General features: G+C 39.7%; 13 protein-coding genes. 6 read left to right on the top strand and 7 right to left on the bottom strand.

Features of this window, described 5'->3' with window-relative positions; translation table 11 throughout:
- Positions 1-163: 163 nt before the first annotated feature.
- The gene (locus tag PVK71_RS15950) at positions 164-2137 is read left to right on the top strand and encodes an AsmA family protein (protein ID WP_274419918.1); all 1974 of its coding nucleotides are present in this window, start codon (positions 164-166) and stop codon (positions 2135-2137) included.
- Positions 2138-2241: 104 nt separating this feature from the next.
- On the opposite strand, the gene PVK71_RS15945 is transcribed toward PVK71_RS15950, so the two are convergent.
- Positions 2242-3465, bottom strand: coding sequence for an EAL and HDOD domain-containing protein (locus tag PVK71_RS15945; RefSeq protein ID WP_274419916.1), 1224 nt, complete (start codon positions 3463-3465; stop codon positions 2242-2244).
- Positions 3466-3805: 340 nt separating this feature from the next.
- On the opposite strand from PVK71_RS15945, the gene PVK71_RS15940 reads away from it, so the two are divergent.
- The gene (locus PVK71_RS15940) at positions 3806-4783 is read left to right on the top strand and encodes an alpha/beta fold hydrolase (protein WP_274419914.1); all 978 of its coding nucleotides are present in this window, start codon (positions 3806-3808) and stop codon (positions 4781-4783) included.
- 120 nt (positions 4784-4903) lie between these two features.
- Complete coding sequence (locus PVK71_RS15935) at positions 4904-5701, top strand: Cof-type HAD-IIB family hydrolase (RefSeq protein WP_274419911.1); 798 nt, start codon at positions 4904-4906, stop codon at positions 5699-5701.
- Between the two features lie 47 nt (positions 5702-5748).
- Here PVK71_RS15935 and xerC read toward each other — a convergent pair whose 3' ends face one another.
- From xerC to lptM, 5 genes are all read right to left on the bottom strand, one after another.
- Positions 5749-6660 carry a tyrosine recombinase XerC gene (xerC, locus tag PVK71_RS15930; RefSeq protein ID WP_274419909.1) on the bottom strand — a complete coding sequence of 304 codons (912 nt, stop codon included), beginning with the start codon at positions 6658-6660 and terminating at the stop codon, positions 5749-5751.
- Positions 6653-7354, bottom strand: coding sequence for a DUF484 family protein (locus PVK71_RS15925; protein WP_274419908.1), 702 nt, complete (start codon positions 7352-7354; stop codon positions 6653-6655). Before PVK71_RS15925 ends, xerC begins: the two co-directional genes overlap by 8 nt.
- On the bottom strand, positions 7351-8181 hold the full coding sequence (gene dapF, locus PVK71_RS15920; protein WP_274419906.1) for a diaminopimelate epimerase: 831 nt from the start codon (positions 8179-8181) through the stop codon (positions 7351-7353). Before dapF ends, PVK71_RS15925 begins: the two co-directional genes overlap by 4 nt.
- Before the next feature lie 80 nt (positions 8182-8261).
- Positions 8262-9515: a diaminopimelate decarboxylase gene (lysA, locus tag PVK71_RS15915; RefSeq protein ID WP_274419904.1), complete on the bottom strand. Its 1254-nt coding sequence runs from the start codon at positions 9513-9515 to the stop codon at positions 8262-8264.
- Between the two features lie 69 nt (positions 9516-9584).
- A complete protein-coding gene (gene lptM / locus PVK71_RS15910; protein WP_274419901.1) occupies positions 9585-9704 on the bottom strand; it encodes an LPS translocon maturation chaperone LptM in 120 nt (39 codons plus the stop codon).
- A gap of 81 nt (positions 9705-9785) precedes the next feature.
- Here lptM and cyaY point away from each other — a divergent pair, with 81 nt between their 5' ends.
- Both cyaY and PVK71_RS15900 read left to right on the top strand, forming a co-directional pair.
- Entirely contained in the window at positions 9786-10100 is a 315-nt protein-coding gene (cyaY, locus tag PVK71_RS15905) for an iron donor protein CyaY (RefSeq protein WP_274419899.1), read from the top strand.
- Between the two features lie 400 nt (positions 10101-10500).
- The gene (locus tag PVK71_RS15900; protein ID WP_274419897.1) at positions 10501-11652 is read left to right on the top strand and encodes an iron-containing alcohol dehydrogenase; all 1152 of its coding nucleotides are present in this window, start codon (positions 10501-10503) and stop codon (positions 11650-11652) included.
- Positions 11653-11753: 101 nt separating this feature from the next.
- On the opposite strand, the gene prlC is transcribed toward PVK71_RS15900, so the two are convergent.
- Positions 11754-13796, bottom strand: coding sequence for an oligopeptidase A (gene prlC / locus PVK71_RS15895; protein WP_274419894.1), 2043 nt, complete (start codon positions 13794-13796; stop codon positions 11754-11756).
- Between the two features lie 152 nt (positions 13797-13948).
- On the opposite strand from prlC, the gene PVK71_RS15890 reads away from it, so the two are divergent.
- Positions 13949-14788, top strand: a complete 840-nt coding sequence (locus PVK71_RS15890; RefSeq protein ID WP_061005491.1) for a 23S rRNA (adenine(2030)-N(6))-methyltransferase RlmJ — start codon at positions 13949-13951, stop codon at positions 14786-14788.
- The last annotated feature ends 34 nt before the right edge of the window (positions 14789-14822 follow it).

The raw sequence follows: 14822 nt of genomic DNA, 5'->3' as shown, positions 1-14822 counted from the left end.
ACCGATAACGTCAAGCCCTTCCCTTGTGAAGGGCTTTTTTATGCAATCAATTCAAACATGAGCGCAAAACAGTGATTACCTCTGAGTAAACCACTACAATCACTTGATTGCATCTGGTTTTTACTCCACTCTTTCTGTTCCTATTTTTCTTTTGGAGTTAACAATGTATACCACACTGAAAAGCCTTGGTTGGCTTATCTCTTTTTGCCTGCTATTTGTGGTCGCATTTTTATCCCTTTTACATACACCTTACGCACAACCAATGCTAAATCCATTGGTGCAAAAACTGACGCATCAAAAGATCTCATTTGGAGATATTCATTACTCAATCCAATCACCTTTACACCTAACTCTTTCAGATGTTGCTATTCAAACCGAGAGTGAATTAAACATTCAAACCGTCGATTTTTGGCTCTCTCAGTACCCAATTCAAAATAATAAATTAGCGTTTGATAGCATCAAAGTCGATGGTCTTAGTCTACAAAAAGGACTGCCTGATACACAAAGTATCGATTGGATTTCTATTGATCAATTTAGTGTTTCAAATTTAGATTTTGCCAATGACGACATAGTGCTGCGTGATGCTCAAATTCAATTAGAAAATTGGGCAATACAAAAAGAAAGTTCGTTACCTTTTGAGGGCGATTTTCAATTCTCGGCCAAACAACTGTATTGGCAGGGTGAGGCCCTAGATGAGGTATTAGTTGATGGCTATTACACTCAACACTACACCGCTCTTCATGGTATTTCTCTTACTTGGCGCGGCAGTACAATTACCGCACAAGCAGAGCTTAAAGAAAATAAATTATGGGTTATTCCACAATTCACATTGCGTAAATTTAATTTAGAATCAAGTAATGCGGACATTATTAACAAGCCAATCGAATGGCTATCTCAACACAATTTCACTTATCAATTTGAACGTATTGATCTGTTAGATATCAATATTGAACTACCACAATTTGTGGTTAATAACTTAAGTTTATCTGCTGAAAACGTACTGCTTCCTTACCATTTATGGCAGCAAAATAACGCAAATATATCGTTTAATTCCGACAATTTGGTCTGGAATGAACATACTATTAATAACCCCATTTTTAGCTTAACGCTTAATGGTCAAAAAGCAGATATATCGACGCTTTCATTCGAAATTTTTGATGGTCACATTCAACTTACTGGCAAACTATCACCAACGAGCATAAATTTAAATTCGTTGAGTATTGACCAAGTCAAATGGGCCATAACTAATGAAGAAGCGAGAGTGTTAACTCAATACGTAAATCAATTAGAGCAAGTAAAAATAGCCAAACTAGATGTTAATAATACTCAATTAATTCAATTGAATGGTCAGTACCCATATCAATTATCAGGGGTAAATATGGAAGGTCATGACCTCGATTTACTGCGCTTAGAGCAATGGGGATTATGGGATGGCACACTTTCGATGAGCGCCTCTAATGCGAGTTTTAATTATCTATTAAGCCAACAATTATTAGTAGAAATGAAAACCGAAGATGGTTTGTGGACAGTAGAGCGAGCACTGCTGCCTTTATCTGAAGGGCTTGTTGGTTTTAATGGCAGCATTCACTTAACTCAGGATAGCCAACCTTGGCAGTTTGAGGCTTATGGTGATGGATTGCCTATCAGCTACCTAAGTCGTTTCTTTCCAAACCCTATTCCTATTGATGGTATTACTGAGTTTACTTTTAACGGTAATGGGTTAGCAGCAAATCAAGACAGCTTTAACTATAGCTTTAATGGTGAACTAAACATGACTCCAAGAGACATGACTACCACCAAAACAGCTCAAGAACTGTGGCAATATAAATTAGGATTGATTCCGGATAACGAACGCCCTAACACATCAACAATAACAACCGATAGAACTAAGAAAAAAGAACTTATTGCGCAATACCCAATACACGTTGACCCAATAACAGTAACCGCCAACCGTGGGCGTATTTCTATTGAACCCATTACGATTATTGGAGAGGGCTTTAATTACAATATTGAAGGTGATTACGACTTGGTTAACCCAGAGCAAGGCGAAGCCATCACTTCCATTACTCAAGAATGTCACCAAATAAAACAAAAGCTGTTCTCTGAAGAAGTCTATATCATCAACTATTGTCAGTAATTACAATCAGTATTTCTGACAATAAAAAGCCCCATCAAATACTGACCTTACGATAATAAGCGATGCACTTAATGGGGCTTTTTATTCTAGCTTAAATTCTATGGCTAGTTAGATTGACATAAGATCATTTGATACCACTTCTCTGCATCTTGATACGTTTTCTCTACCGTTTTTGGAGAGAACCCAAGCAGTCGACTGGTTTGGTCAATACTTTTCCAGTCTCCTTTATCAATACTTTCATACAGTTCTAGCATGGAACCCAATAAGCCTTCTCTGAGCAGGATAGCTTGTTCTATTTCTCGATCTAATGATAACTGCTCTAAAACCTCATCAATTTTACGATCGAGTAAAACATCAAGTAAAGAAAATAATCCAACAATAAATGCTTGCTGTCCTGGAGTGCCATTTTGAATACGGCAAATCATCAACTCACAAAAACGCCCTTTCACTAAAGATTGTTTATACAACTCCTTGGGCTTATTGATCGCTGCATGTGCAGTAGCAATTAAAGTCACAAACATTTTTATTTGCTCTTCACCAAGATAAACTAATGCTTGCTTAAATGATGAAATGGGATTTTCAAGTCGTACCGATGCTGTATTTACAAACTTCAATAACTGATAAGATAAAGAGACGTCTTGTGCAATCAACTGCTCTATTCGAGAAAAATCCACGTTTTCACGACACACTTCTTGATATAGCTGCATCGTAAGAAGTTCTTCTGGTTTTACAACTCGGTTTTTTATGATCTCCGGTTTACTAAAAAAGTAGCCCTGATAAAAATGGAAACCAGCTTCAAAGGCCTGTTGAAACTCATCATTAGTCTCAACTCTTTCTGCTAAATAATGTCGCTTACATCCCTGCTGCTTACGTTGTTTAACGTATTCACATGCCACATCAATACCTAATTGCATAATGTCTAACTTAACGATGTGTGAATAGGGTAAAAATCGATCCCAAACGGCATCCAAACTAAAGTCATCAAGCGCAATCACATACCCCATTCTGTGCAAATGCTTAATCGCACTAAATAACTCATCATTAGGAATGCAGGTTTCAAGAACCTCAATGACAATCTTCTTTTTAGGGAATGCCGTTGGAACCAAAGATATTAATGACTCTTGGGGGAAATTTATAAAACTACGAGGAGATTCTAGCGCAGGGTTACAACCTGTCGACATAAAGTTTTCAACTAGCAGCCGACTCGTTGCTTGATTTGCTTCTATATTAGGAAACGCATTACTTTCACCGTCACGGAAAAGTAGTTCGTAGCCTATCGTTTGTTTCTTCCGACTCAGGATCGGTTGTCGGGCAACGTATGCATACATAACTTAAAAGCAATATCCTATTACAAGTACAAATGTCATAAAGATTATTATCGGCACAATCATCATATTCTTAAGAAAAAGAACGACAAATGGTAAGTTTATTTATACGCATGATAATCCAATAGCATAAGAAAAAACATACATTTGGTTAATTAACACCCAAGAAATAGACAGAATATGTGATTATGACAAGATAAAATAAATGAGTAAGATAGCGAATAAGAAAATTCACTCTTTTTATTAAATAATAATAGAAGGGTAAGGTGCCCATTTCTCCTCCTCAAGGGAACTTAGTATATAATAATATCAACCCACCATTTACAGCCATGTAGTGAGCCCAATGAACAAAATCGCCTTTACTCAAGAATCGCATTATCTTGAAACAATGCAAAAGCACGTCACACCATTTTGGGAAAGACGTCAGCACGGTTTTTATCAAGGCGAAAAAGAGACGCAACTGCATTGGGTGAGTTTTACTAGCCCTGCGAACCGTAAAGCCATCATGGTGGTTAATGGTCGTATTGAAAGTGTTTATAAATACCAAGAACTGTTTTATGACCTATTTTGCCAAGGTTATGATATTTATTCCTTTGATCACCGTGGGCAGGGACTTTCAGATCGACTGACTACCAATCGCGATATCGGTCATATTGAAGAGTTTAATGATTACATTCTTGACCTAAACAGCATGACTCAGCACTTAATTGCGCCTGAAGATTACCAAGATTGCTATTTACTTGGGCACTCTATGGGAGGGGCAATTGCAACTCAATATGTGGAAACTCATTCACACCCATATTCAGCAGTAGCATTAAGCGCACCAATGCACGGTATTCATATTCAACCTTGGTTAAAACCCATTGCGGGTCCTATAAGTCGTTATTTAAGTCGCTGGGCCTCACAACCCTCTTATGCTTTAGGGCAAGCTCCCTATCATGCAAAACCCTTTTTAGATAACACATTAACCTCCTGTGAAATTCGCTATCAATGGTTCCGTGAGTTATACGATCTAAAACCCGAGCTTCAGATAGGTGGCCCAAGTAATCACTGGGTAAATCAAAGTTTAAAAGGCTCAAAACTCTGCGTAGAACAAGCCGCTTCTTGCTCTGCTCCTGTGTTATTACTTCAGGGAGAAAACGACCGTATTGTGGATAATAATGCGCATACTACTTTTCAAAAAAATGCCCCCGATTGCCAATTAATCACCATTAAAAATGCAAAACACGAACTGCTTTTTGAATCTGATGTTTGCCGAAATCAAGCGCTCTCAAATATTCTCAACTTCTTTCAGCAACATAGATCGCCATTAGAAGTGTGATGCCTAGCTAAAGTAAAAAGAGGAAAAGCAATATTGTTATCTTTACCCTCTTTTTTCTTTATAAAGTGACGTAAACTGAACTCAGTTATTTTTGAATCTATTCTTTATTCCTGAGGCTTTATGATTACTATCGTTGCATCTGATCTTGACGGCACACTACTTACACCTGAGCATAAAATTGCAGACTTTACTAAAAAAACACTAAATAAACTGCACCAACAAGACCTTACTTTTATTTTTGCAACAGGTCGTCACCACATTGATGTCGGTAATATTCGTAAAGATGTCGGCATCCCGGCTTACATGATCACTTCTAACGGCGCTCGTGTTCATGATGCCGATGACAATCTTATTTACAGTAAAAATCTTCCTGAAACTTTTATCCCACAAGTACTAAATCTATTAAAAGACGATGAATCTTTATCTATTCATATGTACTCAGACGATAAATGGTTTATGCATAAAGAAGACGAAAGCCTAAAAGATTTTCATGATAATGGATTCACTTACACCTTATTTGATGCAAATACCCCCCCTGTTGAGAATATCGCAAAAATCTTTGTGACCATGCCAGAGCATGACTACTTGGTAGAATATGAGACTAAGCTAAAAGCACAATTTGGTGATGAGTTAATGGTGGCTTTTTCTACGCCTTGGTGTTTAGAAGTAATGGCCGCTGAAGTCTCTAAAGGTGCCGCATTAGAAGCGGTTGCTAAGTTACTTGGTAAAACGTTAGAGAACTGCATCGCTTTTGGTGATGGCATGAACGATTACGAAATGTTAAGCATGGCTGGCAAAGGGATTGTGATGGGAACATCGCATGAAAAAGTGAAAAAAGCCCTGCCAAATAATGAAGTTATTGGCTCATCTGCAGATGAAGCGGTTGCTCATTACTTAGAAAACCTACTATTAAAATAAGCATACAGATCACTTGGCCTATCATAGGCCAAGTAGTTAACTACTATTTATTTTTTCTTTGCTCTTGGATGCGCTTGGTCGTACGCTTGAGCAAGGTGTTGAAAATCTAAATGGGTATAAATTTGCGTAGTAGAAATATTTTCATGCCCAAGTAACTCTTGAACAGCACGTAAATTACCACTCGACTCCAGCATGTGTGTCGCAAATGAGTGACGTAATTTATGCGGGCTAATATGACTATTGACTCCTTGTTTCATTCCCCACTCAGCCATTCGCTTTTGCACATTTCGATGCGAAATACGAACACCCAATTTAGAAACAAATAATCCGGTTTCTTCTGGTTTAGCGAGTTGATTTCGAACTTGCAACCAATGCCCTAACCACTCTTTCGCCTGACCCGAAAAAGGAACTTTACGTTCTTTATTCCCTTTACCAATCACTCGCAATTCACCTTGGCGTAATTGAATGTCACGAACATCAATACCCACTAATTCAGCCAAACGTAAACCTGCACCATACATCAATTCCATCATGGCACGATCTCGAATCGATAATGGGTCATCCTCATTTACTTCGAGCAATTGCCCCATTTCATCAACATCGATATTTTTTGGTAATGGGCGTGACTTACGGGGTGCTGACACCCCTTTCGCAGGGTTAGCGGTTAATACATTACGTAATACCAAAAAATCAAAAAAACTGCGTAGTGAAGATAATCGAGTGGATAAGCTACTCGCTTTTAGCCCCTCACGCATACCTTTACTGGTAATTTGACGCACCCAGCCCGCATCAACCTCTTGCCAAGATTCAACGCCCAGCTCAATCAATTGCTCAGCAATCGTGGTAAGTTGGCGTTTATAACTGCGTTGGGTGTAAATGCTTAAGCCTTTTTCGTTACGTAAGAACTCATAGAAGACATCAAGATGTTTGGAGTATTGAGCAGGTAATACATCACTCATGAGAAGATTTCAACCATTGCGTTAATAAATAATGAAACACACTAACCAGTTGCTCTAAAAACAACGTGTCCATATTTGGTTCAAAGTGACCGCCATCATGGCTAGCAAACGCAATAATCCCCATTGGCGTCGATTGTCCTAATGGAAGAACAGCAAATGAACCAAGTTCGGTACTTGAATGATTAAGCCCACCATAAACCAGTAACTTATCACGCTCTGCTTGACGTAAACGCCCTAAGTAAGCAGAGTGCCCATTCAAAAACTTTTTACTGAAATTATCGAGTGCCATTTTCTCGATATGGTATTTAGGATGAGAATGACCAATGATCTTTATGTGCGCAGTTAAATTAAGAGATTGAGCTTTTTGCTCAATCACTTTCGCTGCTTGAGAAAAATCTTCGCACATCAGTAATTGTTTTTGTACATTCGCAAAATCATGAAATAGACGATCGTTTTTTGCGGCCAATGACATTAGTTGAGTGATTTCTTCCTCTAAATCACCAATGCGATCACGCAATTTACTGACTTGTACTTCAACTAAAGAAACCACGCCTCGTTCAGGCATATCGACTTTAATTCGTCCAAGTAACTCTGGATATTGCTGAAAAAAATCAGGGTGGTCCATTAAAAATTGAGCCACAACATCTTCCGTTATTTGTGTTGGCTGCGGCTCTATTGATGTCACTTTATTCATATTGATAATTGGCCATCATAAACATGGGTTGCAGGGCCTGTCATAAACAACGGATAACCAGGGCCTTTCCATGAGATCTGCAAATCACCACCAGGCAGAGAGACGTTAACCTCTTCAGCTAATAATTCTTGCATGATACCGATAGCAACCGCGCCACACGCACCACTTCCACACGCTTGAGTTTCGCCAGCACCACGCTCATAAACGCGCAGCTTTACCTCATTTGGTGAGACAATTTCCATAAAGCCTGCATTAACACGCTCAGGGAAGCGTTCATGACCTTCAACTAATGGGCCGTATTTATCAACATCGTAATTATCGACATTATCCACTACGGTGACGCAATGTGGATTACCCATGCTTACTGCACCGCAAAAAAGCGTTTTATCATCGGCGCGTAATAAGTAAGTTTTTTCAGCTTGAGTCGCTTTAAAAGGGATTTTATTTGGTTCAAATACTGGTTCACCCATGTTTACCGTAATTTGATCATCATCTTCAACTTTTAAGGTCATCTTGCCTTTTTTGGTACTGACCGAAATACTGATTTTATTAGTTAAGCCTTTCATTCGTACAAAACGAGCAAAACAACGCGCACCATTGCCACACTGTTCTACTTCAGTGCCATCCGCATTAAAAATTCGGTAATGGAAATCAGTTTCTGGATCATAAGGGGCTTCAACCACCAAGAGCTGATCAAAACCAATACCACGGTTACGGTCGGCTAAGCGACGGATCAGATCTGGCGAAAAGAAAATATTTTGAGTTAAGCAATCAACAACCATAAAGTCATTGCCTAGCCCGTGCATTTTAGAAAAATGAAAGTGCATAGTTGTTCTTCTTATTTTTTCTTTTAGGTTGAATAGCAAAAGAGCAAGTCGCCTTAGGTTCCCTGCTCTTTAAATCTAAGTTAATTCGGTAAGATGGATTCTAGCTCCCAGAGTGAGTTTAACTCTTCTCTTTTACGAACAAGATGTACTTGCTCGCCATCCACCATAATTTCTGCTGCTCGCGTACGCGTATTATAGTTTGATGACATAACAAAACCATAGGCTCCAGACGAACGAACGGCAAGTAAGTCATCCGCTTCGAGAACTAAGTCACGGTCTTTACCTAAGAAATCACCGGTTTCGCAAATAGGGCCAACTAAATCGTAACTTTGAGCTTCTCCTTCACGAGGCGTTACCGGCACAATATCTTGCCACGCTTGATATAACGCTGGGCGCATTAAGTCATTCATTGCGGCATCAATAATGGCAAAGTTTTTATGTTCTGTATGTTTTAGGAACTCAACTTTAGTCACTAAAATACCGGCATTTGCAGCAATGGCACGACCCGGTTCAAAAATCAGCTCAAGATCTTCACGACCCGCTAAACGACTTAACAATGCGGTTGCGTACTCTGATGGCTGCGGCGGTAACTCATCACGATAAACCACACCTAAGCCACCACCCACATCAAGATGGCGAATATTGACACCTTGCGCTTTTAAATCATCAATTAAGGTAAGTAGACGATCGGTTGCGTCGATAAATGGGGCAATGTCAGTCAGCTGAGAACCAATATGGCAATCAATACCTTGAATATCTAGATTCGATAAAGTTTGTGCAAATTTATATACTTCAGGTGCGCGATCAAACGCGATACCAAATTTATTATCACGCAAACCTGTTGAGATATACGGGTGTGTTTTTGCATCCACATCGGGGTTAATACGTAAGGAAATAGGCGCTATAACCCCCATCTCAGCAGCAACCGCATTTAAGCGCTCAAGCTCTGGCTCTGATTCCACATTAAAACATTTAATATTAAGCTCTAACGCTCGACGCATTTCAACGGCAGTTTTTCCAACGCCAGAGAAGACGACTTTAGTTGGGTCGCCACCGGCTGCCACAACGCGCTCAAGCTCACCTTGAGAGACAATATCAAAACCTGAGCCTAGACGGGCAAGTGCATTCAACACACCAATATTTGAGTTTGCTTTAACGGCATAACACACAAGGTGAGGTTGTTCACCCACAGAACTATCAAACGCATTCCAGTGACGCTCTAATGTCGCACGAGAATACACATACAATGGCGTGCCATACTGTTTAGCTAATTGTGCAACGGGTAACTCTTCAGCCCAAAGTTGTCCATCATCCTTATAATTGAAATAATCCAATGTCATCTTCCTTGTCTAGTTCAGTGTTTATTAGCCAGTGATGATTCAAATACACTGACTACAAATAAATTATTCTGCTACTTTTGTTTTTGGTGCGTCATCTGCTGGCATGTATAACGCCCCTGTTTGACCACAGCCAGCCAATGTTAAGGCACTCAATAGCATTAACGCCATCACTCTTTTTTGCATAAGATTTTACCATTAGTGTTAATATCTGGTTATGCTCTCTATAATCGCACCACAGCCAAGAAAAGCAATAGGATAAACAAGATGAATAACACTGAATTTCACGAACTAGTCGATGAAAAACTGCAATTAATCGAAGATATGATCGATGATTCTGGTGCTGATATTGAACCGGTTATTACTGGAAACGTATTAACACTAGAGTTTGAAAACCGCAGCCAAATCGTAATTAACAAACAAGAACCAATGCACGAAATTTGGTTAGCATCAAAATCTGGTGGCTTCCACTTTGCTTATACCGATGAGAAATGGACATGCTCTAAAACAGGTATGGAATTTATCGAAATGGTAAAAGAAGAGTGCCAGAAGCACGCAGATGAAGAGATTGAGTGGGTTTAAAAAACCTCTCAACAACAAGCTCCTTTACTCATACAAAGGAGCTTAAAAAATAAAACAACCCTCACACCCACCTAAATACACCATAATTTATAAATATCCCAGAGACTTTAACCACCTCCATAGCTCTCATCACTCAGAAATCGCCACAAAACAAACAGCCCTTAAATATCAATAAGATAAAAGACAAAACTAACAAACATTAATATTTTTCACATTTCTTACTTCAATATAAGAACAGATCATATTATTACAAATTCGTAATAGTATTTTGCCATTAATGGTTATTGTCTCTTTTCTGGATAGGCATAGACTGAATTTCATACCGACGCAAGGGGTATCGTTATTCACGATAATCTCCTATGGCTGATAAAAATTTAATAACTATGAAAGGAAAAATATTATGAGTAATGTATTTTACATGCCACCTGTAACACTTATGGGTCCTAATGCAATCCAATCACTAGGAACTGAACTGGCGTCAAAAGAGCTTAAAAAAGCACTGATCGTAACTGATGGTGTATTAGTCGAGGTTGGTTTAGTAAGTAAACTGACTGACGAATTAAAAGCACACAATCTAGATTTCGCTATTTACGATGGCGTACAACCAAATCCAACAGAAAAAAATATTGAAGATGGCCTTAAGCTACTCGCTGAAAGCAAATCTGATTTTGTTATCTCATTTGGTGGTGGTTCATCTCACGATACAGCAAAAGGTATTGCATTAGTTGCTGCAAACGGTGGACACATTCGTGACTACTCTAAAGGTGTACACTTATCGAAAAAACCTCAACTACCACTAGTAACGGTTAATACAACTGCTGGTACTGCATCAGAAATGACAGTCTTTGCAATTATTACTAACCAAGAGGATGAGACTAAATACCCAGTAGTTGATAAACACTTCACTCCAATCATTGCTGTAAATGACTCAGAACTAATGGTTGCAATGCCTAAGTTCTTAACTGCAACAACAGGTATGGATGCATTAACTCACGCTATTGAAGCTTATGTATCTACTGCTGCAACACCAATTACTGATGCATCAGCAATTAAAGCAATTGAATTGATTGTTAATAATTTAGAAACGGCAGTAAATGATGGTCAAAATCGCGAAGCTCGTGATGCGATGCAATATGGTGAATATCTTGCTGGTATGGCATTCTCAAATGCTTCACTAGGATATGTTCACTCAATGGCACACCAATTAGGTGGTGTTTATGACCTATCTCACGGTCTATGTAATGCTATCCTATTAGCTGAAGTATCTCGTTTTAACGCTAAATTAGTACCAGAACGCTTCGTTGATATAGCAAAAGCAATGGGTGTTGATGTCGCTAACATGACTCAAGACGATGCAGTAAATGCAGCGCTTGAAGCCATTGACTTACTATCTGAAAAGGTAGGAACTAAACAACACTTAGCTGATCTTGGTGTTACTGAAGATAAACTAGCATTCATGGCACAAAATGCCTTAAACGATGCGTGTTCTTTAACTAATCCACGTAAAGCAAACCTAGATGAAATCGTAACGATCTTTAAAGCTCGTATGTAATTCATCAACACATAATGGTACTCATTGAATATCTAATGTTATAAAAAAGGCCTCAATATCATATTGAGGCCCTTCTATTTTCACCTATGAAAGCATATTAATTACGCACCAATACCTGCATGACGTAACATTGCATCTACTTGCGGCTCACGACCACGGAAGCGTTTGAACAATTCCATTGGCTCTTCACTGCCGCCCATTTCAAGAATGTTATTCAAGAAACTTTGCCCCGTTTCTGTATTAAAAATGCCTTCATCTTCAAAACGAGAGAACGCATCGGCTGATAATACTTCTGCCCATAGGTAGCTGTAATAACCCGCACCGTAACCGCCCGCAAAAATATGACCGAAGCTGTGAGAGAAGCGGTTCCACTCAACACTTGGTAATACCGCCACTTTCGCTTTTACTTCAGCTAACGTTTCTAATACTTTTGCACCTAAATCAGGATCGTAATTTGTGTGCAGCGTGAAATCGAACATGCCGAATTCTAGTTGACGCAAAATAAACATCGCTGATTGGAAGTTTTTCGCAGCAAGCATTTTATCTAGCATCTCTTTTGGTAGCGGCTCACCCGTTTCATAGTGACCAGAGATAAACGCCAACGCTTCCTCTTCATAACACCAGTTTTCTAAGAACTGACTTGGCAATTCAACCGCATCCCAAGGCACGCCATTGATACCAGACACTGACGCAACATCAATTTGCGTTAGCATGTGATGAATACCATGACCAAATTCGTGGAATAAAGTAACCACTTCATCGTGAGTAAACAATGCAGGCTTACCACCAACAGGCTTACTGAAGTTACAGGTTAGGTACGCCACTGGCGTTTGTAGTTCACCATTTTCAGTAATACGACGCACACGACACTCGTCCATCCATGCGCCACCACGTTTGTGCTCACGCGCGTATAAATCTAGGTAGAAGCTACCACGCAATGTATTGGTAGAATCAAAGATATCAAAGAAACGCACTGATTCATGCCATACGTCAACGCCTTCACGTTCAACCACTGTCATACCAAATAGACGGTTTAAGACCTCAAATAGGCCAGATACTGCTTTTGATTCAGGGAAGTAAGGGCGTAGCTCTTCATCAGAGATTTGGTACAGCTTTTGTTTTAACTTTTCAGAGTAATAAGTCACATCCCACAGATCTAACTCATCAATATCAAACTCTTCTTTTACAAAGGCTTTTAGCTCTTGTACTTCACGCTCGCCTTGTGGTTTCGCTTTCGCTGCTAAGTCATTTAAGAAACCAAGGACTTGAGTTGGGCTTTCCGCCATTTTGGTTGCTAGTGACTTTTCACTATAAGAAGCAAAACCTAATAGACGTGATACTTCATGACGAAGTTGCAACTCTTCAGAAATTAAATCGGTGTTATCCCATTTACCGGCATTTGGACCGCGATCCGATGCACGAGTAACGAACGCTTCATAAATTTCACGACGCAGTGGTTTATTATCAGCATAAGTCATGATCGGAATGTACGAGGGCATTTCTAGTGTTAGTAACCAACCGTCTAACTCTTTTGCTTCGGCTGCTGCTTTTGCTGCTGCCATTGCTGATTCTGGTAAACCTGATAATTCAGCTTCATCAGTAATGTGTTTTGACCAACCCATGGTTGCATCAAGCACATTATTGCTGAAGTTTGAGCTTAATTCTGAAGTTCGTTTACTGATCTCACCGTAGCGCTTTTGTTGATCTGCCGGTAATCCAATGCCTGATAACTCAAAATCACGCAGCTCATCGACAATTGTTTTTTGCTGAGCTTGAGACAGAGTTGCAAACGCCTCGCTCTCTTTAATTGATTTATACGCTTCGTATAGTCCTTTATTTTGACCAACCCACGTACCGTACTCAGATAATGCAGGTAAACACGCTTCATACGCTTCGCGTAATTCTTCACTGTTTTGCACTGAATTCAAATGACTCACTGGTGACCAAATACGACTTAGGCGATCATCAGTTTCTGCCAGAGGAATAATAATGCTCTCCCAACTTGGTTCTGCATCAGAGGCTAATACTTCTTCTACTTTAGCGCGACAATCAGCAATGGCTTGTTCTACCGCTGGCTGAATGTGTTCAGGCTTAATTTGAGAAAACAGCGGTAAATCAGTAAAGGTAAGTAACGGATTAGACATATTCATTCCTTTTCTATTTTTCGTTTTTAGGATCGGCTTATCCCTTAAAGATGGTGCTTAATGGATAAAATTTCAATGGCTGATGCAAGAGTACACACATTGAGCTATAAACTTGGGTATAATCATGTGATTCCAATAGTGAGAGTTCATCCATGCTAAGTTATCGTCACAGTTTTCATGCAGGCAACCATGCCGATGTGGTTAAACACATTGTACAAAGCCTTATCCTTGATTCATTAACGCAAAAAGATAAGCCATTTGTTTATCACGACACCCACTCTGGGGTTGGTCGCTACGATTTAACGCATGAATGGTCTGAAAAAACCGGCGAATACAAGCAAGGTATCGCACGTATTTGGGAACAAACTGATCTTCCTGAAGAGATCACAAGCTACCTAAATGCCATCACTGAATTAAACGACGGTGAAGAACTGCGTTACTACCCAGGTTCACCACGTGTTGGTCGTGCTCACCTGCGTCGTCAAGACCGCATGGTATTAACCGAGCTTCACCCTGCCGATCACCCTCTGCTTGAGCAAGAGTTTCATCGTGATCGCCAAGTGTCTATTTATAAAGAAGACGGCTTTGCACGATTAAAAGCAAGCCTTCCACCAAAAGAGCGCAGAGGATTAGTCCTAATCGACCCACCTTATGAGCTTGCAAAAGAATATTACGATGTAGTTAACGCTATTGGCCAAAGCCACAAGCGTTGGGCAACAGGCATTTATGCGATTTGGTATCCAGTGGTTAATCGTTGTGACATCGACGATATGATTAAAGGGCTTAAAAAATTAGATATCCGTAACATTCTACAAATTGAGTTGGGTGTTTCTGCGGATACTAACGAGCGTGGCATGACAGCATCTGGCATGATCGTCATTAACCCACCGTGGAAATTAGAAAGCCAAATGAACACTATTTTGCCTTTCTTAAAAGAAGCAATTGCACCAGCAACAGGTCACTTTAAAGTCGAGTGGATTGTTCCGGAATAAGATCTAAGAATTCAGATCGGTCGCAAGCTCCCTT

The sequence above is a fragment of the Aliivibrio sp. S4MY1 genome, assembly GCF_028765545.1.
In the GTDB taxonomy this organism is placed as follows: Bacteria; Pseudomonadota; Gammaproteobacteria; order Enterobacterales; family Vibrionaceae; genus Aliivibrio.
The sequence above is the reverse complement of the archived record's forward strand: the minus strand, read 5'-3'. Positions and strand labels throughout refer to the sequence as shown.